The following is a 22,144-nucleotide window of genomic DNA, read 5'->3' as shown; positions in this document are numbered from 1 at the left end:
TCACTGCGGGTTGGCACGGGTGCTGGACAGCAGGTTCTTCAGGTTCGCCGCCTTCGGCTTGACCAGCCAGAAGCGCCGCACGTAGTCGTCCAGGTTTTCCCAGAGCTCACGCCCCCATTCGCTGCCGGTTTCTTCGACGTATTCAGCCAGGACACGCTGCAGGTGGCTGCGATAAGCCTCCATCGCTTCGCCGCTGATGCGCTGGATTTCCACCAGTTCATGGTTGAGCTTGTCGACGAAGCTGTTGTCCATGTCCAGCACGTAGGCGAAACCGCCGGTCATGCCAGAACCGAAGTTGTAGCCGGTCTTGCCCAGTACGCAGACAAAACCACCGGTCATGTATTCACAGCAGTGATCGCCTGTGCCCTCGACAATCGCGTGGGCACCGGAGTTACGCACGGCAAAACGCTCGCCCGCAGTGCCGGCGGCGAACAGCTTGCCGCCGGTGGCGCCGTACAGGCAGGTGTTGCCGACAATGGCACTGTGCTGGGTGGCGAACGGGCTGCCCGCAGGCGGCACGATCACCAGTTTGCCACCGGTCATGCCTTTACCGACGTAGTCGTTGGCATCACCTTCGAGGTACATGTTCAGGCCACCGGCGTTCCACACCCCGAAGCTCTGCCCGGCAGTGCCCTTGAAGCGGAAGGTGATCGGAGCCTTGGCCATGCCCTGGTTGCCGTGCAGACGCGCGATCTCGCCGGAAATCCGTGCACCGATGGAACGGTCGCAGTTGCAGATATCCAGCTCGAACTCGGCACCGGACAGGTCGCGAATGGCCGGCAGGGCCATGTCGACCATCTTCTCGGCCAGCACGCCCTTGTCGAACGGCGGGTTGCGGTCGACTTCGCAGAACTGCGGCTTGTCGGCCGGCACGTGCGGACTGCCCAGCAGCGGGCTGAGGTCGAGGTGCTTCTGCTTCTCGGTTTCGCCGGGGAGCATTTCCAGCAGGTCGGTACGCCCGATCAGCTCGCCGAGGCTGCGCACGCCGAGCTTGGCCAGCCACTCACGGGTTTCTTCGGCGACGTAGGTGAAGAAGTTCACCACCATGTCGACGGTGCCGATGTAGTGGTCCTTGCGCAGCTTGTCGTTCTGCGTTGCTACGCCGGTGGCGCAGTTGTTCAGGTGACAGATTCGCAGGTATTTGCAGCCCAGGGCGATCATTGGCGCGGTACCGAAGCCAAAGCTTTCGGCGCCGAGGATGGCGGCCTTGATCACGTCGAGGCCGGTTTTCAGGCCGCCGTCGGTCTGTACCCGGACCTTGCCGCGCAGATCGTTGCCGCGCAGGGTCTGGTGGGTTTCAGCCAGGCCCAGTTCCCACGGGGCACCGGCGTACTTGATAGAAGTCAGCGGCGAAGCACCGGTACCGCCGTCGTAACCGGAGATGGTGATCAGGTCGGCATAGGCCTTGGCCACACCGGCGGCGATGGTGCCGACGCCCGCTTCCGCCACCAGCTTGACCGAGACCAGCGCCTGCGGGTTGACCTGCTTGAGGTCGAAAATCAGCTGCGACAAGTCTTCGATCGAGTAGATGTCGTGGTGCGGCGGTGGCGAGATCAGGGTTACGCCAGGCACGGCATAACGCAGCTTGGCGATCAGGCCGTTGACCTTGCCGCCAGGCAGTTGCCCGCCTTCACCGGGCTTGGCGCCCTGGGCCACCTTGATCTGCAGCACTTCGGCGTTGACCAGGTACTCGGGGGTCACACCGAAACGACCGGTGGCCACCTGCTTGATCTTCGAGCTCTTGATGGTGCCGTAGCGCGCCGGGTCTTCGCCGCCCTCACCGGAGTTGGAACGCGCGCCCAGACGGTTCATCGCCTCGGCCAGGGCTTCATGCGCCTCCGGCGACAGCGCGCCGAGGGAGATACCGGCAGAGTCGAAGCGCTTGAGGATGGCGTCCAGTGGCTCGACTTCCTCCAGCGCCAGCGGCTGCTCGGCGACCTTGACCTTGAGCAGGTCGCGGATCATCGATACCGGACGCTGGTCGACCAGCGTGGTGTATTCCTTGAACTTGGCGTAGTCGCCCTGCTGCACAGCGGCCTGCAGGGTGTTGACCACATCCGGGTTGTACGCGTGGTACTCGCCACCGTGGACGAACTTCAGCAAGCCGCCCTGCTGGATCGGCTTGCGCGCGCTCCAGGCTTCCGCAGCGAGCAGTTTCTGCTCGTTCTCGATGTCGACGAAACGTGCGCCTTTGAGGCGGCTGGCAACGCCACGGAAGCTCAGCTCGACGACTTCCTCGGACAGGCCGACCGCCTCGAACAGCTGCGCACCACGGTAGGAACCGATGGTCGAGATGCCCATCTTCGAGAGGATCTTCAGCAGGCCCTTGGAGATGCCCTTGCGGTAGTACTTGAAGACTTCGTCCAGGTCACCGAGCACTTCACCGGTGCGAATCAGGTCAGCCAGCACTTCGTAAGCCAGGTACGGATATACCGCCGAGGCACCGAAACCGATCAGCACCGCAAAGTGATGCGGGTCGCGGGCAGTAGCGGTTTCGACCAGGATGTTGCTGTCGCAACGCAGGCCCAGTTCGGTCAGGCGGTGATGCACGGCGCCCACCGCCAGCGAGGCATGCACCGGCAGTTTGCCCGGGGCGATATGGCGGTCGCTCAGCACCAGCTGGGTCTTGCCGCTGCGCACGGCTTCTTCGGCCTGGTCGGCGATGTTGCGCACCGCAGCTTCCAGACCAACGCCTTCCTCGTAGTTGAGATCGATCAGCTGACGCTCGAAACCCGGACGGTCGAGGTTCATCAGCGAACGCCACTTGGCGGGCGAAATCACCGGCGAGCTGAGGATCACCCGCGAGGCGTGCTCGGGGGATTCCTGGAAGATGTTGCGTTCGGCACCCAGGCAGATCTCCAGCGACATGACGATCGCTTCGCGCAGCGGGTCGATCGGCGGGTTGGTGACCTGGGCGAACTGCTGGCGGAAATAGTCATAGGTCGAGCGCACGCGCTGGGAGAGGATCGCCATCGGCGTATCGTCGCCCATCGAACCGACTGCTTCCTGGCCTTGCTCGCCGAGCGGACGCAGGACCTGGTCACGCTCTTCGAAGGTGACCTGGAACATCTTCATGTACTGCTTGAGCTGGTCAGCGTCGTAGCTGGCCACGCCCTGGTCATCGCTGAGGTCGGCCTGGATGCGCAGGGCATTCTGGCGTAGCCAGCGCTTGTACGGGTGGCGCGACTTCAGACGGTTGTCGATGGCGTCGGTGTCGAGGATCTGGCCGGTCTCGGTGTCCACGGCAAAGATCTGGCCTGGACCCACACGGCCTTTGGCGATCACGTCTTCAGGCTTGTAGTCCCACACGCCGATTTCCGACGCCAGGGTGATGTAGCCGTTCTTGGTGGTAACCCAGCGCGCCGGGCGCAGGCCATTGCGGTCGAGCAGGCAGACCGCGTGGCGACCTTCGGTCAGTACCACGCCGGCCGGGCCATCCCACGCCTCCATGTGCATGGAGTTGTATTCGTAGAAGGCACGCAGGTCGGCATCCATGGTCTCGACGTTCTGCCACGCTGGCGGAATGATCATCCGCACGCCACGGAACAGGTCGATGCCACCGGTGACCATCAGCTCGAGCATGTTGTCCATGCTCGAGGAGTCGGAGCCGACACGGTTGACCAGCGGGCCGAGCTCTTCCAGATCCGGGATCAGGTCATTGGCAAACTTGGTGCGACGGGCCTGGGCCCAGTTGCGGTTACCGGTAATGGTGTTGATCTCGCCGTTGTGGGCGAGGAAGCGGAACGGCTGCGCCAGCGGCCATTTCGGCAGGGTGTTGGTGGAGAAGCGCTGGTGGAACACGCAAATGGCGGTCTGCAGGCGCTCGTCATCCAGGTCCGGATAGAAGGCGGCGAGGTCCGCCGGCATCATCAGGCCTTTATAGATAATGGTCTTGTGCGAAAAACTGCAGATGTAGTGATCGGTATCGGCGGCGTTGGCCACGGACGAGCGACGACGGGCACTGAACAGCTTGATGGCGAATTCCTGATCGCTCAGGCCTTCACCGCCGACGAACACTTGCTCGATCTGCGGCAGGCGCTCCAGGGCCAGGCGGCCGAGGACGCTGGTGTCGATCGGCACCTTGCGCCAGCCGACCAGCTGCAGGCCAGCGGCGAGGATCTCGCGGTTCATGTTGTCGCGGGCGGCTTCTGCCTTGGTGGTGTCCTGATTGAAGAACACCATGCCCACCGCGTACTGCTTGGGCAGCTCGGCGCCGAACTGTTCCAGGGCCACTGCGCGCAGGAACTGATCGGGCTTTTGCATCAACAGACCGCAACCGTCACCGGTCTTGCCGTCAGCGTTGATGCCACCGCGGTGGGTCATGCAGGTCAATGCCTGCATGGCTGTTTGCAGAAGGTGGTGGCTGGGTTCGCCCGTCATATGGGCGATCAGGCCGAAACCACAGTTATCCTTGAATTCTTCGGGATGGTACAGACCTGTTTTCATAGACACTTTCTCACCAGGTTCGCCTCTCACCAAGGCAAATCTCTTTTTAGTACAACCACTTACCATCCACGCCGAACGAATGCCAGCTTTGCGGGGGCAATAGGGGAGCCATTGTTGCACAGCGACAGGGAAGCCCACAAATTTACGACGAATAGTCGTAAATCCATGTCGCATTTTTGAATGTTTTTAAGCGTGCGCCGTGGTAACGGCATGGCTTGAGTCTGAAGCGTTTCAGCCTGGACTGCAAGATGGGCTTGTGGCCGGCAGTCTGGGACAGAAAAGCCTGCCGCGTTTTACGCAGCAGGCTTGACCGTAATTCAGGAGTCGCTCAGCAGGTGGCGGGGGTAGTGCCACCAGGCTATATCAGCGGGTCGCGGCCAGTTCTTGTTGGACGCTGGCGACGGTACGTGGCCAAGGTTTACCAGCCTGGACCTTGGCTGGCAAGGCTTTGATTGCAGCCAGGGCGGCATCACGGCTGGCGAAGTTGCCGTAAGTGATCACGTACAGCGGCTTGCCCTGCAGGTTTTTCTTGAAGTAGCGATAGTCGCCACCCTGGGCTTTGACGTAGGCCTGAGCGGATGCCTCGGAGCTGGTGCCGAGGATTTGCACGACATAGTTGCCCGGTTTCTGCCCAGCGTACCAGCTGCCACCTGCGGCCGGCTTGGCTGCAGGCTTCTCGACAGGTTTTGCTGCAGGCTTGGCCGTCGCAACCTGGGTAGGCGCAGGCTTGGCCACAGGTGCAACCGGCTTACTGGCGACCGGTGCAACCGGTTGCGGCGCCGGGGCGACAGCCTGGGCCTGGGCCACTGGCTGCGCCGGAGCAGGTGCAGGGCCAGCAGCAACGCCAGCTGGCGGGGCAATGGTGGTGACGGTCGGCGGCTGCAGCGCGGTATCACCAGCCGGGCCTCCCTCTTCGCCATCACCCATGCCGGTGGACTCGGCCAGCGGGCCGCGCATCACCGGTTGCGACTGACCTACCAGCGGCAGTGGCATGGGTTGCGAATTTCCAGCGAACTCAATCGCCGGGCCGCCATTGTTCGACTGTGCATTACCTGGCTGGCCCTGGCCCAGTGGCAATTGCGCTTGCTCTGCAGGCGCGGTTGGCGCCTGATCGCCCTTCTTCGGCATCAGCACCGCCGCGGCAACGGCGACCACAACGACAGCAGACAGTGCCAGCACGTGTTTCTTAGGCATATTGAACCCCATTGATGGTCGCTTGGCCGTGGTCCGGCTGGCGATCATGGCTTCGATCAAGGTATCGCGGGCGACCTGGTTGATTGCCCCAGGCCAGCCATCCGAGTTTTGGTGAATATCGACAATCTGTTCACTGGTGAACACCTCGATCCCTCGCCCGGCACCTTCCAGGCGCTGCTCGAGGTATTCCCGGGTCTCTTCTTCGCTGTACGGCGCAAGCTCGATGACATGGAAACGCTCCAGATCAGCACTGAGCTCTTCCAGCCCGGCGATCAGTGACGGCTCGCCGAACAGAAATACATGCGGACGCCCTTCCGGAGTGCCCGCCGCCAGCTCCAGCAAGGCTTGGAGTGCCGACTCGTCGAGTTGTTCCGCATCGTCCACCAACAAGTAGACTTCCTGGCCGGTCAACGCCAGTTGCACCACCTGGGCAAGCAGCTCGGGGACCTCAGGCTGGGCAACACCCAGCGCCTGGGCGACCTGGCCGAGAACGCTGGCGGCATCGCTGGCGCCACGCGCGGAAACCACCACGCTTTGCACCGATTGTTTGTTGGTGCTGGCAACCAGCGCCTGGCGCAGCAGGGTCTTGCCGCTGCCCTGAGGGCCGGTTACCACCAGCAGCAGCTGACTGTAGCGGGCCAGATGGTGCAGTTGGCCAAGCACCGGCTTGCGCTGGGCCGGGAAGAATTTGAAACCCGGCACCCGTGCAGCGAAGGGGTCGTGGTTCAACTGGTAATGGCCGAGAAAGGCCTCGTCGGCATGCAAACTAGTCATCGGACGCTCATCAACCTCAAAGCTGGGCCACGATCGCGCGGTAATCCGCGGCCAGCGTGGCCTGAAGAATCTCTTTCGGATAGTCGTCGGTGACCACCGCTTCGCCCATGCGGCTCAGCAGGACCAGACGCAGACGACCGTCGAGTACCTTTTTATCTACTGCCATGTGTTCCATGAACTGCGCCGGGGTCATTTCCTCCGGCGGCACCACCGGCAAACCTGCCTGCTGGAACAGACGGATGCCACGATCACGTTCCTGCTGGCTGATCCAGCCCAGACGCATGGACATTTCCAGGGCCATCACGGTACCCGCTGCCACGGCCTCGCCATGCAACCAGACACCATAGCCCATGTGGGTTTCGATGGCGTGGCCGAAGGTATGGCCGAGGTTGAGGGTGGCGCGCACGCCTGACTCGCGCTCATCAGCACCGACAACGGCGGCCTTGGCTGCGCAGGAGCGCGCAATCGCCTCGGTCAGGGCAACCTGATCCAGGCCGCGCAAGGCTTCCATGTTCGCTTCGAGCCAGCCCAGGAACGGTTCGTCACAAATCAGGCCGTACTTGATCACTTCGGCAAGACCGGCCGACAACTCGCGCGGCGGCAGGGTGTTGAGGCTACGGGTATCGATCAGCACCGCATTGGGCTGATAGAAGGCGCCGACCATATTCTTGCCCAGCGGGTGGTTGATGCCGGTCTTGCCGCCTACCGAAGAGTCGACCTGGGACAGCAAGGTCGTCGGCACCTGGATGAAATCCACGCCACGCTGGTAGCAAGCAGCGGCAAACCCGGCCATGTCGCCGATCACCCCGCCGCCCAGCGCGACAACTGTGGTGCGACGGTCGTGGCGGGCAGTGAGCAAGGCATCGAAAATCAGCTGCAGGGTTTCCCAGTTCTTGAACGCCTCGCCATCAGGCAACACCACCGGCAGTACCGAATAGGCACCCAGGGTCTTGCTCAGACGCTCGAGATAAAGGGGCGCGACAGTCTCATTGGAGATAATGGCGACCTGCCGGCCGGCAATATGCGGCGCCAGCAGTTCAGGTTGATCCAGCAGGCCTTCGCCAATGTAGATCGGGTAGCTACGTTCGCCCAATTCGACCTTTAGTGTCTGCATGTGTCCCCACAATGAACGAGGCGCGGCATCGATGGCTCGACCCGCGCGATAACGGTGTGCCCTGTCATGGCATGACTGGCCGCCGAGGATAGTCCTGGCTTAACGGGGCGGCAACTTCTGCAAGCGCTCGAGAATATCCTGCACAACCATTCGCGGCGGCCGTTCGTCGGTTTCCACCACCAGGTCTGCGATCTCGCGGTAGAGCGGATCACGGATCTCCAGCAAAGCTCGCAAGGTCGCCTCTGGGTTGGCAGTGCGCAGCAATGGCCGATTGCGGTCACGCGAGGTGCGCCCGACCTGCTGCTCGACCGAGGCGTGCAGGTACACCACCCGCCCTCCGGCATGCAGGGCCTGACGATTGGCATCGCGCATCACCGCGCCTCCACCGGTGGCCAGGACCACGCCATCGAACGCGCAGAGCTCGGCGATCATCGCCTGCTCACGGTCACGAAAGCCCGGTTCGCCTTCCTTGTCGAAGATCCACGGGATATTGGCGCCGGTACGCAGTTCAATTTCCTTGTCGGAATCCTTGAACGGCAGGCGCAGCTCTTTGGCTAACAGGCGACCGATGGTGCTTTTACCAGCACCCATGGGCCCCACAAGTATCAAATTTCGCACAGAATCAACGACTCACAGCAATCGCCTGGTCACTCATGATACGCGGAGTCAGGAAGACCAGCAGCTCGGATTTTTTCTCTTGTAGAACATCGCGACGAAACAGCCGCCCAACATACGGCACATCGCCGAAAAATGGCACCTTGTCGACAACTTTACTTTGCACCGTTGAGTACACGCCACCGATCACGATGGTCTCGCCGTTCTTCACACGGACCTTGGCATTGACCTCGTTCTTGCGGATTGGCGGCACCTGGGCCAGGGCATTGAGGTAGTCCGGCTCATCCTTGGTCACCTTCACGGCCATGATCACCCGGTTGTCCGGGGTGATCTGCGGCGTCACCTCCAACGACAGCGACGCCTCGCGGAAGGTCACAGAGGTAGCGCCACTGCCACTGGTTTCCTGATACGGCACTTCGGTGCCCTTGAGGATCCGCGCGGTTTCCTTGTCGGCGGTGACCACTTTGGGCTGGGAGATGATTTCACCATTACCGGATTTCTCCATGGCACTGAGTTCCAGGTCGAGCAGGACATTGTCGCGCACCAGTCCCAGGCCGATGGCCGAGCCAGCCCGCTCCGCCCCCAGGTCGACAAAGGTGTCGGCGCCACCCAGGACCAGACCACTGCCCAGATCCAGCTCCCCGCCCCAGCGCACGCCCAGGCTCCTTTCGTAGTCGACATTCGCTTCAACGATCCGCGCTTCGATCATCACCTGGCGCACCGGTACATCCAGGCGAGCGATCAACTGGCGTAATTCCTCCAGCCGCTCCGGGGTCTGGCGCGCGATCAGGGTATTGGTTCGCTCATCGACACCCAGCGCCCCCGCAGCGGCGTCGAATGGATCATTCTCCGTCAGCGACCGGAACACTGCCGCGATGTCTGCCGCCTTGGCATAGTGAATCGGCAGCAGCTCCCGGCGCGTCGGCACCAGGCCGGCCACCTGCTGACGACCTTCCAGCAACTGCCGCTCCTGACCGCCAAGCTCGCCAATGGGCGCCACCAGCAGGACATTGCCTTCGGTACGCCGTTCCAGCCCCTTGCTGCGCAGCACCAGGTCCAGCGCCTGCTCCCAGGGCACATCCTGCAGGCGCAGGGTGACCCGGCCCTGCACCGCATCGCTGGCAACCAGGTTGACCCCGGAAAAATCAGCCAGCACCTGCAACACCGAACGTACCTCGACGTCCTGGAAGTTCAACGATAAAAGCTCACCCGGCGGCGCGCTACTGGCCGACACCGCGCAAGCAGCCTGCAGGGTAAACAACCCGGCGAACAGCGCCATACTCCATCCTGCCTTCATCTGCGACCTCCCTGGTCCACTGCTTTATCCCGCGCCTGCAGGCTGCTTCAGGCGCAGCGTTCGACGCCGCTCGACCCAGCCCTTGCCCACCACAAACACCTGCTCGGCCACTTCGATCTGCTGCTCCTCAATGCCCACAACCTGCCCCTGATCACGCCCAAGGCGATCACCCAGCTGAAGGCGATGAACGACGCCAGCGACTTGCAGCAAGGCAAAGCGCGCCGAACCACGGGCAAGGCTGCCAATCATCTCGAACTGGTCGAGCGGCAAAGTTTCCAGGTACTGGCGGTGCTGCATCAGGGAGGAAGGCTCGAACGGATTTCGCGCAATATCCGGCGCCGGAGGTACAGGCTCTGATGCCTCCCCGGAAAGGCCAGAGACCGCTCCCGCCTGCTGGCTACGGTAGGCACTGAGCTGCACCTTTAAACGCAGGCCAGTCTGCGTCGGCAGCAAAGAGAAATCCTGCAAAGTAATGAGTCGAGGCAAGTACGCAAGGCCATGGACAAAGGCCAGCAAGGCCGGGTAAGTGCCCTGCAACTGAAGCTGCATGGGCTGTTCGATGTGTTGGTCTTGGTGGATTTCCGGCAACAGCTCCACCTGTTCGACGAACACTCCACTCGATTGCCCCTGATAGGCAATGCTTTCCAGCAAGTCGGCCAGTTCACCACCTGCGGCCAACCTCCAGCGCGCCTCATCAAGGCTCCGGTATGCCACAGCCAGTTGTACCTCATGGGCGGCAAGCGCCTGCGCACCTGCGACCTTCTCTGCCTGCTCGATCCGCAAGAACTGCGACTGTTCGGCGCCCTGCTCTATTTCGATGAAAAGCGCCCGCAGTTGAACGATATAAGCAAGCCCCAGCAGCAGCGCCAGACACCCCGCCAGCAATAGCACCTGCCTGATCGGCGAGCCCGCCGCCCACTGCTGCCATCGAGCGATGGCCAGGAAGCTCAAGACTCGCCCCTCAAGGTCACGCTCAGCTCGAACGTCTCCCCCTCATCCACTGCTTTCATTTGCTGCAACTCGGCCTTTCCGAGCGCACAAGAAAGGTTGCGCAGCAGTTGCGCGACCAATGAACCGGAGTGCGCCAACCCATGGACATGCAGGCGCGCGCCTTGCCGCGTCAGCGCCGTGAGCTGCACCCCAGGGGGCACAGCGCGCTCAAGCTGCTCAAGAAGATCCACCAGGAGTACGCGCTTGCCCTGCAGAGCCCCCAGCGCCTGCAGCCTGTCCTGGATCTGCTCCTGCTCAATTTTGTGCTGCGCTGCCTGTGCCAGCTGGCTATCGAGGCCGTCGATAATCAGCCGGATCGCGGCGTGTTCGACGACCTGGCGCTGCTGCACCTGGCGCCCCAGATAATCCGTCAGCAGGGTAACAAGTAGCGCTGTCAGCCCTACGCCGAACAGCGCCAATTGCATGCGCCGGATACCGGCCTGAAGCTGTTGCTCCCGCCAGGGCAGCAGATTCAAGCCAGGCATCGATTGTCCTCGCGCATTGCCAACCCGCAAGCGACTGCAAGACACGAGGCTTGCGCGGTCAAAACGCAGGACTGCAGCCCCGGCGCCAGCAGCAGATGCTTGAATGGGTCGGCATGCCGCACCTTAACGCCGAGGTGCTGCTGCAATTGCCGGGGCAAGTCCGGATCCACCGCAGCGGCCCCCGCCAGCAGCAACTGATCTGGCAATGCCCTCCCCGGACTGGACAACAGGTAGTTATCCACCGCCGTTGCCAAGCACTGCACAACGTCCCCCGGGGCAGGCATACGAACTTCGCGACGCATCGACACAGGCCCTTCACCCCACTCGTGAATGACCAGAACATCGGCTTCGGCCTGCAGTAACAAGCCATCTACCTGTAACGCACGCTGCAAGGCGTGACTGTCGGGCTCAACCACACAGGCCCGCACACCCGCGGTTTCAAGACTGGCCTGGAGAACATCCAGCAACGCCAGATGACAAGCGGCAACGACAACCCGCTGGTGCTGCGACGCGTCAGGATCAGGACCCATGACCTGAAAGTCGACTGCCGCATCCTCAAGCGCAAAAGGAACGAACTGACCGGCATCGGCTGGCAGACGCTCGATAATCGCTTCGTCGTCCAGATCAGCCGGCATCGACAGCAGCTTTTCGATCACCAGCCCGGCTGGCAGCGCAATGGCCGCTCTGCGCACCGATCCAGCGCTACGCCGAACAACCTGAAGCAGGGCTGCCCCGACCTGCTCGGGATCTGCAATCCAGCCATTGTGCATGGCCGTCACCGGCAAGGGCTCGAGCGCCCAGGCCTGCACGCTGTAGCGGCCACGGTGGCGGCGCAGGCGCACCAGCCTGATGAACGGAGGGGTAATTTCTATCCCCAGAAGTGAACCGGCATCCTTGCCAAGGCGTCCAAGCATCGGTTTTCCTTTGATCGCTGCAGGTCAACAGGGGCTATGCCCCGTCAAACCTGGCTGATTCCCCGACGGGCGCGGCAATAACGCGCCCGTGCGAAAAATGCTTATAATGCCCAGCGTTTTTCCTTGTCCGCTGGCCCTGCGCGCAACCCACTCTTTTACCTGGACGCCCAAAAGCCTTGATACGCCTGCTGAAGTTCTTCTGGTGGTCTTTCGTCGCAGTCATTTGCGCAATCGTGCTCGGTCTGAGCGGCGCGTTTCTGTATCTTAGCCCCAGCTTGCCCTCGGTAGAGGCCCTCAGAAGCATCCAGTTGCAGATCCCTTTGCGGGTCTACAGCAGCGACGGAAAACTGATCGCCGAGTTTGGCGAAATGCGCCGTTCTCCCATCCGTTTCGCCGACATTCCGCCCCATTTCATCCAGGCTTTGCTCTCGGCCGAAGACGACAATTTCGCCAATCACTATGGGGTCGACCCCAGTAGTTTGATGCGTGCTGCAACACAATTGCTCAAGTCCGGGCACATCCAGACCGGCGGCAGCACCATCACCATGCAGGTGGCGAAGAACTTCTTCCTCAGCAGTGAGCGCAGCTTCTCGCGCAAAACCAACGAAATCCTCCTGGCCTTGCAGATCGAACGCGAGCTGACCAAGGACGAGATCCTCGAGCTGTACGTCAACAAGATCTACCTGGGCAACCGCGCCTACGGCATCGAAGCTGCGGCCCAGGTGTATTACGGCAAGTCGATCCGCGACATCAGCCTGGCGCAGATGGCCATGATCGCCGGCCTGCCCAAGGCGCCGTCGCGCTTCAACCCGCTGGCCAACCCGGTGCGCGCCAAAGAGCGCCGCGACTGGATCCTCGGGCGCATGTACAAGCTGGGCAAAATTGATGAGGCGAGCTACCAGGCCGCCCTGGCCGAGCCGATCAACGCCAGCTACCACGTGCCGACGCCAGAAGTCCGCGCCCCTTACATCGCCGAGATGGCCCGCGCCGAAATGGTTGGCCGGTACGGCAGCGACGCCTACACCGAAGGTTTCCGGGTCACCACCACGGTACCGAGCGACCTGCAGGAAATCGCCAACAAAGCTGTCCTCGATGGCCTCAGCGCCTACGATGAGCGCCATGGCTATCGCGGCCCTGAAGCCCGCTTCCCGGGCAAGACCCGCGCCGCCTGGCTGCAGGAACTCGGCAAACAGCGCCCGCTGGGCGGCCTGGAGCCAGTGATTGTCACTCAGGTCGACAAGACCGGCCTGCAGGTGCTGACCCGTGCCGACAACCTGGAGCATGTGGCCTGGGACACCATGAAATGGGCCCGCCCGTTCCTCAACACCAACAGCCAGGGGCGTGCGCCGCAACAGCCCTCTGACGTTGCCCAGGTCGGCGACCTGATCCGCGTCCAGCGCCTGGACAACGGCAACCTGAAGTTCAGCCAGGTGCCGGGCGCGCAAAGTGCGCTGGTCTCGCTCGATCCCAACAGCGGCGCCATCCGCGCCCTGGTTGGCGGTTTCTCCTTCGAACAGAGCAACTACAACCGCGCCATGCAGGCCAAGCGTCAGCCGGGCTCGAGCTTCAAGCCTTTCGTCTACAGCGCAGCGCTGGACAACGGCTACACCGCCGCCAGCCTGGTCAACGACGCGCCGATCGTGTTCGTCGACGAATACCTGGACAAGGTCTGGCGTCCGAAGAACGACACCAACACCTTCCTCGGCCCGATCCGTATGCGGGAAGCGCTGTACAAGTCGCGCAACCTGGTGTCGATCCGCTTGCTGCAGGCCATGGGTGTCGGTCCGACCATCGACTACATCAGCAAGTTCGGCTTCAACAAGCAGGACCTGCCGCCTAACCTGTCCCTGGCCCTGGGCACCGCCACCCTGACCCCGATGGAAATCGCCACCGGCTGGAGCACCTTTGCCAACGGCGGTTACAAGATCACGCCATACCTGATCGAACGCATCGAAAGCCGTAACGGTGAAACCCTGTTTACCGCCAACCCGCCACGGGTGCCGCAAGCGGAACAGGTCGAATCCGGTATCGCCGCGCCAGAAGCGCCGATCAGCACCCAGTTCCCCGGCGAAGCGGCTGCCACGCCTGCCAGCAACCAGCCTGCCTTCCCGCAGGCGCCAGCAGTGGCCGAACGCATCATCGACGGTCGCACCACCTACATCCTCACCAGCATGCTCCAGGACGTGATCAAGCGCGGTACCGGGCGACGCGCCCTGGCTCTGGGCCGCACTGACCTTGCGGGCAAGACCGGCACCACCAACGAATCCAAGGACGCCTGGTTCTCCGGCTACAACGCCGATCTGGTGACCACCGTCTGGAGCGGTTTCGACCAGCCTGAAACCCTGGGCCGCCGTGAGTACGGTGGCACCGTGGCGTTGCCGATCTGGATGAACTTCATGGGCCCGGCGCTCAAAGACAAACCTAACCACGCTCCGGCCGAGCCGGAAGGCATCCTCAGCCTGCGGGTTGATCCGGTCAGTGGCCGGGCAGCAACGCCGAGCACGCCGAACGCCTACTTCGAGCTGTTCAAAGCCGAGGACACACCGCCATCGGTCAACGAGCTGAATGGCTCGGCGCCGGGCAGCCCGCTGCCAGCGGATGAAGCGGCGCCGATCGATCTGTTCTGACTCTTCGGGGCCGCTTTGCGGCCCATCGCCAGCAACGCTGGCTCCCACATTAGAGCAGTGTGACCCGGCCCATGTGGGAGCTGGCATTGCCAGCGATGAAGGCACAACAGATCCACAAGTAAACATCCACAAAAAAGCCCCGACTCTCACGAGCCGGGGCTTTTTTATTACAACGCTACAACGGCTTAGCCGTTGAACACGTCATCCACGCTTTTCAGCGGGTAGTTCTTCGGATACGGCAGGGTCGCCACGCCGGTTTCGATCGCAGCCTTGGCCACGGCATCGGAAACAACGGTGATCAGACGGGCATCCATTGGCTTCGGAATGATGTACTCACGACCGAATTCCAGCGCGTCGACGCCGTAGGCTGCGCAGACTTCCTTCGGCACTGGCAGCTTGGCCAGATCCTTCAGGGCGTTGGCGGCAGCGATCTTCATCTCTTCGTTGATGCGCTTGGCGCGAACGTCCAGAGCACCACGGAAGATGAACGGGAAGCCCAGCACGTTGTTGACCTGGTTCGGGTAGTCGGAACGACCGGTGGCCATGATCACATCGCTACGGGTGGCGTGCGCCAGCTCTGGAGCGATTTCCGGATCCGGGTTGGAGCAGGCGAAGACGATCGGGTTTGGCGCCATCGACTTCAGGCCTTCAGCGCTCAGCAGGTTCGGGCCGGACAGACCAACGAACACGTCAGCGCCGTCCAGGGCATCAGCCAGGGTGCGCTTGTCGGTCGCATGGGCGAACACCGCCTTGTACTGGTTCAGGTCGTCACGGCCAGCGTGGATCACGCCAGTACGGTCAACCATGAAGATGTTCTCGATCTGCGCACCCATGCTCACCAGCAACTTCATGCAGGAGATGGCGGCAGCGCCAGCGCCCAGGCAGACGATCTTGGCATCAGCCAGGGTTTTGCCAGCGATTTCCAGGGCGTTGATCATGCCGGCGGCGGTAACGATCGCGGTGCCGTGCTGGTCATCGTGGAATACCGGGATGTCGCACTGTTCGATCAGGGTGCGCTCGATCTCGAAGCACTCGGGCGCCTTGATGTCTTCCAGGTTGATGCCACCGAAGGTGATGGAGATGCGGCGGACGGTGTCGATGAAAGCTTGCGGGCTCTCCGACTCGACTTCGATGTCGAAAACGTCGATACCGGCGAAACGCTTGAACAGAACACCCTTGCCTTCCATGACCGGCTTGGAAGCCAGTGGGCCGAGGTTACCCAGGCCAAGGATGGCGGTGCCGTCGGAAATGACTGCTACCAGATTGCCCTTGCCGGTGTACTTGTAGGCCAGCTCCGGATCGCGACCAATTTCACGTACCGGCTCGGCCACGCCAGGGCTGTAGGCCAGCGCCAGGTCGCGAGCAGTCGCGGTAGGTTTGGTGAGCTCGACGCTCAGTTTCCCCGGACGAGGCTGAGCATGATATTCGAGAGCGGCGGTTTTCAAATCTGACATGGTGGGCATTCCGCTATTTACTGTTCTGACGGACCGCCGAGGATACGCAAAGAGCAAAGGGCCGACAAGACTGGTCGGTCACTTGTGTCAAGGCCTTTAACCTACGACTTTCCGCCAAGAGCCGCAGCCCGCAAGGGTTTCAATGTGTACAATCGAAGAAAAAAATGTCCACAATTTTTTATCTTTCGACCCGTTCCAGCATCGAAGGATCAGTCAAAGGCAGCAACCAACGCTTCTGCCCGGCTTTCAGGCCGCCTTTGCGGGAACGATCCAGCACCCAACCGCGCGCTTCGACGCTCCGGCCTTTGAGCCCATCAACGAAGGCTGGAGGAAAACTGCGCTGCAGGCGCGCCGGGACCTGAAGCACAAGCGCATCGTCGATTTCGATCCAGATGCCGCCGCGATTCCGCTCGATACCCGTAACTTGACCGCCGATCAAGGCAAAACCGGATTGCCGTATCTGGGCCGCTGGGATCACCGGGGATTGCCGCCAAACACCGGCCTTCAGCTGACGGGCGGCACGCTCTGCCTGCTGCTGACAGTCGCTCAGCGACACGTTCGGCGCCACGGCAACCCGATAGCCAAAGCCTTCGCTGAGCAGTTGCGCTTCAAAATTGTCGCCAGAGCGGCCATAGATGTGCGCCAGGGTGCGCCCGTACTTGTCTTTGGACTCGACGCCTGGCACCAGCCCGACCTCACCCCCGCTGGCCTTGACCATGGCCTGCAAACGCTGGCGAGCAGCCTCGGCGAAGGGTTCGCTGGTTCGGCCCTTGCGGCCGATTTCCGGGGCATTGATGCCAATCAAGCGAACGCTGCGGCCATCATTCAGACGCAAGGTATCGCCATCGACCACCTGGCGCACGGTGACCTGCTGGGGATCGACCGGCAGCGGGCAAAAGGCCAGTGCCGGCAACTGCCAGATTGCGCCCACAAAAAAGGCGCCCACAAGGGACGCCTTTTTCAGCAGCATTGCCAAACCCATCGGGCCGGCTACGCGCAATCTTACTTCTTGCCGAACGCTGCGAAGCGATCTTCGAAGCGCTTGACGCGGCCGCCGGTATCCAGAGTCTTCTGCTTACCGGTGTAGAACGGGTGGCACTCGTTGCATACGTCGGTACCCAGTGGAGCGCACAGGGTCGAACGAGTTTCGAACTTGTTACCGCAGCTGCAGGTGACTGCGACTACTTCATAATTCGGGTGAATTTCTGGCTTCATGGTCACTTCCTCGACTGCGTGCCGCCACCCAACACCATTGTTGAATACCGCACGTAATTAGGCGGCGAATAATACCAGAGCATGCTGTCAACGCAAGTTGTCGCTTGCACCGACCGTCGTCTGCTAGGCTCGCCGGGTCTTGGTAACCCCCTTCAGAGAATTCATCGCGTGTCCGACGTCATTCTGCGCCTCGCCCTGCCCTCGCCCCTGCGGCGACTGTTCGACTACAGGGCGCCAGCGAGCATGGCACGCCAGGCGCTGACCCCGGGGATGCGTATCCGCGTGCCCTTCGGGCGGCGGGAAATGATCGGCATCCTGATCGAAATCAGCGACAAGAGTGAGGTTCCGGCTGACAAACTCAAGCCGGCAATTGCCTTGCTCGACCCGGTTTCGCCGCTGCCCCCGGCGCTGTTCAAGCTGTGCCTGTGGACTGCTCAGTACTACCAGCACAGCCTTGGCGACACCCTGAGCTGGGCCCTGCCGGTGCTGTTGCGCCAGGGCGAACCGGCCGAGGCCCGCCAGGAGCGCTTCTGGCAGATTGCCCCGGGGGCGCGCCTGGATGATCCGCGTATCGCCCGCGCACCACGCCAGCGTGAAGCTCTGACGACCCTGGCACAGCACCCCCACGGCGTTGCCCACGCCCTGCTGAGCAAGCTGATGCTGAGCAAGGACAGCCTCGACCTGTTGCTGGCCAAAGACCTGGTGCAGGTCGAAGTGCGCCGCCATCTACCTCAGGAACGCCATGAGCACTGGCTGGCGCAACCCGAGCTGCCACTCAACGACGAACAACGCGCAGCCTTCAATGCCGTGCGTTCTGGCTTTGACAGCTTTCATGCGTTCCTGCTTGCCGGCGTCACCGGCAGCGGCAAGACCGAGGTGTACCTGCAGCTGATCCGCGAAACCCTTGAGGCCGGCAAACAGGCGCTGATCCTGATTCCGGAAATCAACCTCGGGCCGCAGACCCTGGCGCGCTTCGAACAGCGCTTCAATGCCCGCATCGCCCTGTTGCACTCGGCGGTCAACGACCGCGAACGCCTGGACGCCTGGCTGGCGGCCCGCGACGGCGAGGCCGATATCATCATCGGCACCCGCTCGGCACTGTTCACGCCGATGAAACACCCCGGCCTGATCATCATCGACGAGGAGCACGACGGCTCTTATAAACAGCAAGAAGGCTTGCGCTACCACGCCCGCGATCTGGCCCTGGTGCGGGCACGCCAGGAAAACATCCCGATTCTGCTCGGCTCGGCGACGCCGTCACTGGAAAGCCTGCACAACGCCCACAGCGGCCGCTACGGCCTGCTGCGCCTCAATCAGCGCGCCGGTGGCGCCCAGCAGCCACGTTTTCTGCGCCTGGACGTCAAGAGCCGGCCGCTGGACAGCGGTATCAGCGGGCCGATGCAGCAGGCCATCGGCCAGACCCTGGCCGCCGGCCAGCAGGTGCTGGTGTTCCTCAATCGCCGCGGCTTTGCCCCGACCCTGCTGTGCCACGATTGCGGCTGGATGTCCGAGTGCCCGCGCTGCGACGCGCGCATGACCGTCCACCAACGCTCCAACGAGCTGCGCTGCCACCACTGCGGCTACGACGAACGCGTGCCGCGCCAGTGCCCGCAATGCAACAAAGTCGACCTGCGCCCGGTGGGCGCCGGCACCGAGCGGGCCGAAGAACGCCTGAGCATTCTGTTCCCCGACTTTCCGGTACTGCGCGTGGACCGTGACAGCACCTCGCGCAAAGACGCCATGAACCAATTGTTCAACACCATCCAGCGCGGCCAGCCGTGCATCCTGGTCGGCACCCAGATGCTCGCCAAGGGGCACCACTTCCCGCGGGTGACCCTGGTGGCGATCCTCGATGCCGATGGCGGTTTGTTCTCCGGCGACTTCCGCGCCAGCGAGCGCATGGCCCAACTGATCGTCCAGGTCGCCGGTCGCGCGGGACGCGCCGAGGAGCCCGGCAAGGTGATTATCCAGACCCACCTGGCCGACCACCCGCTGCTGGTGCAATTGACCGAACAGGGTTACTTCGCCTTTGCCGAGCAGGCCCTGAGCGAGCGCCGCGCGGCGGGCCTGCCACCGTTTGCCCACCTCGCCCTGCTGCGCGCCGAAGCGCACAAACCGGGGCAGGCCGAGAGCTTCCTCGACGAAGCCTGCAGCGCCGCCGAACAGCTGCTGGCGGAACTCAACCTGCAGGGCATCGAGCTGTTGGGCCCGGTACCGGCACCGATGGAACGACGTGCGGGGCGTTTTCGTGCACAACTATTGCTCCAGGCCAATGCGCGGGCGCCTTTGCATCGACTGATCAGTGCCTGGTTGCTACTGTTGGAACAAATGCCGTCCGGGCGCCAGGTACGCTGGTCTTTGGATGTAGATCCGGTGGATCTGTACTGACGAACGTGTGGGAGCTGGCCTTGCCAGCGATACGGCACCTTGCCCCCGCTGACAAGGCGCCGATGCAATCGCCGGCAATGCCGGCTCCCACAGACTTGCGACACCAAAGGTTGGCAACCTCGCCCCGGCAACGGATAATGTCCAGTTTTTCCACCTGCGCATCGAAGCGCCGCCGCGCTTGCGGTCGAAAGAGAAGCCCATGAAAGACACCATTCGCCAGCTTATCCAGCAAGCCCTCACCCAACTCGTCACCGACGGTGTGTTGCCTGAAGGGCTGACGCCGGCGATCCAGGTGGAAAACGCCCGGGACAAAACCCACGGCGACTTCGCCAGCAACATCGCGATGATGCTGGCCAAGCCGGCCGGCATGAAGCCGCGTGACCTGGCGGAAAAAATCATCGCCGCGCTGCCTGCCGACGAGCAGGTCAGCAAGGTCGAGATCGCCGGTCCCGGCTTCCTCAACTTCTTCCAGAACACCCAGGCCCTGGCCGCACGCCTGGATGCCGCGCTGGCCGACGCCAAGCTCGGGGTCAGCAAGGCCGGCCCGCAGCAGAAGGTGGTGGTCGACCTGTCGGCCCCTAACCTGGCCAAAGAGATGCATGTCGGCCACCTGCGCTCGACCATCATCGGCGACGCCGTGTCGCGCGTCCTGGAGTTCCTCGGCGACACCGTGATTCGTCAGAACCACGTCGGCGACTGGGGCACCCAGTTCGGCATGCTGATGGCCTACCTGCAGGAAAACCCGATCACCAGCGACGAGCTGTCGGACCTGGAAAACTTCTACCGCGCGGCGAAAAAACGCTTCGACGAGTCGGAAGAGTTCGCCGACCGCGCCCGCGGCCTGGTGGTCAAGCTGCAAGCTGGTGACGAGGAATGCCTGAAGCTGTGGACCCGCTTCAAGGACATCTCGCTGTCGCACTGCCAGAAGACCTACGAACTGCTCAACGTCAAACTGACCATGGCCGACGTCATGGGCGAAAGCGCCTATAACGATGACCTGGCCAATGTCGTCAGCGACCTCAAGGCCAAGGGCCTGCTGGTTGAGAGCAAGGGCGCCCAGTGCGTGTTCCTCGAAGAGTTCAAGACCGCTGAAGGCGAGCCTTTGCCAGTGATCGTGCAGAAAGCCGACGGCGGCTACCTGTACGCCACCACCGACCTGGCTGCCATCCGCTACCGCAGCAACGTCCTCAACGCTGATCGCGCCCTGTACTTCGTCGACCAGCGCCAGGCCCTGCACTTCAACCAGGTGTTCGAAGTGGCCCGCCTGGCCGGCTTCGTCGGTCATCCGATGCAAATGGAACACATGGGCTTCGGCACCATGAACGGCGCCGATGGCCGCCCGTTCAAGACCCGCGACGGCGGCACGGTGAAGCTGATCGACCTGCTCACCGAAGCCAAAGAGCGTGCTTACACCCTGGTCAAAGAGAAGAACCCGGAGCTGCCGGAAGACGAACTGCGCGCGATCGGCCAGGTGGTCGGCATCGACGCGGTTAAATACGCCGACCTGTCCAAGCACCGTACCAGCGACTACAGCTTCAACTTCGAACTGATGCTCAACTTCGAAGGCAACACCGCGCCGTACCTGCTGTACGCCTACACCCGCGTTGCTGGCGTGTTCCGCAAGCTGGGCAAGAGCTTCGATGAAGTGGACGGCCAGATCGTCCTGCAGGCGGCCCAGGAACAAGACCTGGCCGCGCGCCTGGCACAGTTCGGCGAAATCCTGAACAACGTCGCCGAAAAAGGCACTCCGCACGTGCTCTGCGCCTACCTGTACGACGTCGCCGGCCTGTTCTCCAGCTTCTACGAGAACTGCCCGATCCTGGGTGCTGAAACCCCTGAACAACAGCAGAGCCGCCTGCGCCTGGCAGCCCTGACTGGCCGTACCCTCAAGCAAGGTCTGGAACTGCTCGGCCTGGAAACCCTGGAGCGTATGTAAGTTGGCTGCCAAGAAAAAACCCGCCCCCAAGCGCGGCGCCAGTCGCAACCAGGCCCCGGCAAAGCAACCGATTCCGGGCTGGTTGTGGCTGGCGATCGGCCTGACCGTCGGCGCCTTCGTCGTTTTTCTGATGAAGCTCGAGCCGGGCAACGAAGAGGTCAAGCGCAGCAAGCCTGAACAGCAGAAAGCCGAGAAGGCCGCCGAAGCCAACAAGACCGCGCCAAGCCCGCAACAGCCGGTCAAGCCAAAGTATGACTTCTATACCCTGCTGCCCGAGTCGGAAGTGATCGTGCCGCCTGAGGCGGTACCGGAGAAGACCCCGCCGGTGCCGGCGCAACCGCCGGTTACCCCAGCGGAAGCGGCGAAGATCGATACCGCACGGGCTCAGGCGGCGCTGATGGGGCAGACGCCACCACCGGCACCACCGGTGATCAAGCCGGCGGCAACCACCCAGTTCTTCCTGCAGGCCGGCTCGTTCCGCAAGCAGGCCGATGCCGACAAGGTCCGTGCGCAGATCATCCTCCTCGGCCAGGCGGTCAAGGTGGAGTCCGGCACCGTCAAAGAAGAAACCTGGTACCGGGTCCTGGTCGGCCCGTTCAGCAATCGTGAACAACTGACCGTAGCCCAGAAACAACTGGCCGGCAGCGGCTTCAGCAACCTGTTGCTGCAGCAGCGCCAGACCCGCCAGTAATCCC

General features: G+C 62.6%; 15 protein-coding genes. 4 read left to right on the top strand and 11 right to left on the bottom strand.

Going from position 1 to position 22,144, the window contains the following annotated elements:
* From gltB to pilM, 8 genes are all read right to left on the bottom strand, one after another.
* A complete protein-coding gene (gene gltB, locus AC07OF_RS02135; RefSeq protein WP_495072527.1) occupies window positions 1-4,446 on the bottom strand; it encodes a glutamate synthase large subunit in 4,446 nt (1,481 codons plus the stop codon).
* A 363-nt stretch (window positions 4,447-4,809) separates the two neighbouring features.
* A complete protein-coding gene (locus AC07OF_RS02130; RefSeq protein WP_157194556.1) occupies window positions 4,810-6,414 on the bottom strand; it encodes an SPOR domain-containing protein in 1,605 nt (534 codons plus the stop codon).
* A gap of 16 nt (window positions 6,415-6,430) precedes the next feature.
* A complete protein-coding gene (aroB, locus tag AC07OF_RS02125) occupies window positions 6,431-7,528 on the bottom strand; it encodes a 3-dehydroquinate synthase (protein WP_157194557.1) in 1,098 nt (365 codons plus the stop codon).
* Window positions 7,529-7,627: 99 nt separating this feature from the next.
* Window positions 7,628-8,146 (bottom strand): shikimate kinase AroK, encoded by a 519-nt coding sequence (gene aroK / locus AC07OF_RS02120; protein ID WP_038615538.1) that lies wholly within the window; start codon window positions 8,144-8,146, stop codon window positions 7,628-7,630.
* Between the two features lie 4 nt (window positions 8,147-8,150).
* Entirely contained in the window at window positions 8,151-9,422 is a 1,272-nt protein-coding gene (locus AC07OF_RS02115) for a type IV pilus secretin PilQ (protein WP_495072561.1), read from the bottom strand.
* Between the two features lie 42 nt (window positions 9,423-9,464).
* Window positions 9,465-10,391: a pilus assembly protein PilP gene (locus AC07OF_RS02110; protein ID WP_495072526.1), complete on the bottom strand. Its 927-nt coding sequence runs from the start codon at window positions 10,389-10,391 to the stop codon at window positions 9,465-9,467.
* Window positions 10,388-10,915 (bottom strand): PilN domain-containing protein, encoded by a 528-nt coding sequence (locus AC07OF_RS02105; RefSeq protein WP_495072525.1) that lies wholly within the window; start codon window positions 10,913-10,915, stop codon window positions 10,388-10,390. Before AC07OF_RS02105 ends, AC07OF_RS02110 begins: the two co-directional genes overlap by 4 nt.
* Window positions 10,903-11,829, bottom strand: coding sequence for a type IV pilus biogenesis protein PilM (gene pilM, locus AC07OF_RS02100; protein ID WP_157194560.1), 927 nt, complete (start codon window positions 11,827-11,829; stop codon window positions 10,903-10,905). The genes AC07OF_RS02105 and pilM overlap by 13 nt, the downstream gene beginning before the upstream one ends.
* A gap of 179 nt (window positions 11,830-12,008) precedes the next feature.
* Here pilM and AC07OF_RS02095 point away from each other — a divergent pair, with 179 nt between their 5' ends.
* Window positions 12,009-14,456, top strand: coding sequence for a penicillin-binding protein 1A (locus tag AC07OF_RS02095; RefSeq protein ID WP_191830822.1), 2,448 nt, complete (start codon window positions 12,009-12,011; stop codon window positions 14,454-14,456).
* Between the two features lie 185 nt (window positions 14,457-14,641).
* On the opposite strand, the gene AC07OF_RS02090 is transcribed toward AC07OF_RS02095, so the two are convergent.
* The 3 genes from AC07OF_RS02090 to rpmE all read right to left on the bottom strand — a co-directional run bounded on the left by AC07OF_RS02090 (window position 14,642) and on the right by rpmE (window position 17,125).
* Entirely contained in the window at window positions 14,642-15,910 is a 1,269-nt protein-coding gene (locus AC07OF_RS02090) for a malic enzyme-like NAD(P)-binding protein (RefSeq protein WP_157194562.1), read from the bottom strand.
* A 178-nt stretch (window positions 15,911-16,088) separates the two neighbouring features.
* A complete protein-coding gene (locus tag AC07OF_RS02085) occupies window positions 16,089-16,910 on the bottom strand; it encodes a thermonuclease family protein (RefSeq protein WP_495072524.1) in 822 nt (273 codons plus the stop codon).
* A 2-nt stretch (window positions 16,911-16,912) separates the two neighbouring features.
* Window positions 16,913-17,125, bottom strand: a complete 213-nt coding sequence (gene rpmE / locus AC07OF_RS02080; RefSeq protein ID WP_107024884.1) for a 50S ribosomal protein L31 — start codon at window positions 17,123-17,125, stop codon at window positions 16,913-16,915.
* 168 nt (window positions 17,126-17,293) lie between these two features.
* Between rpmE and AC07OF_RS02075 the strand changes: the two genes are divergently transcribed.
* The 3 genes from AC07OF_RS02075 (at window position 17,294) to AC07OF_RS02065 (ending at window position 22,140) form a co-directional block, all read left to right on the top strand.
* Complete coding sequence (locus AC07OF_RS02075) at window positions 17,294-19,513, top strand: primosomal protein N' (protein WP_157194564.1); 2,220 nt, start codon at window positions 17,294-17,296, stop codon at window positions 19,511-19,513.
* A 199-nt stretch (window positions 19,514-19,712) separates the two neighbouring features.
* Window positions 19,713-21,449 (top strand): arginine--tRNA ligase, encoded by a 1,737-nt coding sequence (gene argS, locus AC07OF_RS02070; RefSeq protein ID WP_157194565.1) that lies wholly within the window; start codon window positions 19,713-19,715, stop codon window positions 21,447-21,449.
* Between the two features lies 1 nt (window position 21,450).
* The gene (locus tag AC07OF_RS02065; RefSeq protein WP_038615555.1) at window positions 21,451-22,140 is read left to right on the top strand and encodes an SPOR domain-containing protein; all 690 of its coding nucleotides are present in this window, start codon (window positions 21,451-21,453) and stop codon (window positions 22,138-22,140) included.
* Window positions 22,141-22,144: the final 4 nt, after the last annotated feature.

Source organism: Pseudomonas sp. GW821-FHT10B02 (assembly GCF_059415665.1).
This window is presented reverse-complemented; position numbering and strand designations above follow the sequence as displayed.

Bases quoted from the DNA above. Each gene is read 5' to 3' on its own strand.
- gltB (WP_495072527.1), bottom strand. From the start codon at position 4,446: ATGAAAACAGGTCTGTACCATCCCGAAGAATTCAAGGATAACTGTGGT.
- AC07OF_RS02130 (WP_157194556.1), bottom strand. From the start codon at position 6,414: ATGACTAGTTTGCATGCCGACGAGGCCTTTCTCGGCCATTACCAGTTG.
- aroB (WP_157194557.1), bottom strand. From the start codon at position 7,528: ATGCAGACACTAAAGGTCGAATTGGGCGAACGTAGCTACCCGATCTAC.
- AC07OF_RS02115 (WP_495072561.1), bottom strand. From the start codon at position 9,422: ATGGCGCTGTTCGCCGGGTTGTTTACCCTGCAGGCTGCTTGCGCGGTG.
- AC07OF_RS02105 (WP_495072525.1), bottom strand. From the start codon at position 10,915: ATGCCTGGCTTGAATCTGCTGCCCTGGCGGGAGCAACAGCTTCAGGCC.
- pilM (WP_157194560.1), bottom strand. From the start codon at position 11,829: ATGCTTGGACGCCTTGGCAAGGATGCCGGTTCACTTCTGGGGATAGAA.
- AC07OF_RS02090 (WP_157194562.1), bottom strand. From the start codon at position 15,910: ATGTCAGATTTGAAAACCGCCGCTCTCGAATATCATGCTCAGCCTCGT.
- rpmE (WP_107024884.1), bottom strand. From the start codon at position 17,125: ATGAAGCCAGAAATTCACCCGAATTATGAAGTAGTCGCAGTCACCTGC.
- argS (WP_157194565.1), top strand. From the start codon at position 19,713: ATGAAAGACACCATTCGCCAGCTTATCCAGCAAGCCCTCACCCAACTC.